The organism is Polaromonas sp. P1_G1, assembly GCF_056405595.1.
Genome location: NZ_JBFUBU010000172.1, coordinates 1 through 474 on the forward strand (window position 1 = coordinate 1; position 474 = coordinate 474).

The 474-nt window shown below is 62.0% G+C and carries 1 protein-coding gene and 1 pseudogene; both read left to right on the plus strand.

Going from position 1 to position 474, the window contains the following annotated elements; genetic code table 11:
* Positions 1–121 (plus strand): annotated as a pseudogene (locus AC1D1Y_RS26330) (type II 3-dehydroquinate dehydratase); the annotation flags it as partial.
* The coding region (locus AC1D1Y_RS26335; protein WP_477684943.1) for a shikimate dehydrogenase family protein at positions 121–474 on the plus strand (354 nt) is incomplete at its 3' end. The pseudogene AC1D1Y_RS26330 and the gene AC1D1Y_RS26335, both read left to right, overlap by 1 nt.

A 474-nucleotide genomic window follows, 5' to 3' on the forward strand; every position in this document is an offset into this window, starting at 1 on the left:
CAAGTCGGTGTTCGCCGAGATCGTGAAGGGCCAGATTGCGGGCTTTGGTGCGGACAGCTATTTGCTGGCTTTGCGCGCTGGCGTGAATGCTGCGAAGGTTGCCAAGGCAGCACAACCATGATCATCAACGGCAACACCGAAGTCATTGCCCACATTGGCTTCCCCACGCATGCCTTCAAGGCACCCATGATCTACAACCCCTGGTTTGAAAAAGCCGGGGTCAACGTGGTGGTGGTGCCCATGGGGTGCAAGGGGTCGGACTATGCGGATTTCCTGCGCAGTGTGTTCAAGCTCTCCAACATCCGCGGCGCGCTGATCACCATGCCGCACAAGGTGCCCACCACGGCGCTGGTAGACACGCTGTCGCCCACGGCGGCCATTGCCGGTGCCTGCAATGCGGTGCGCCTGGGCCCTCAGGGCCAGCTGCAGGGCGATATGTTTGACGGTGCCGGCTTTGTGCGCGGGGTGCTGCGC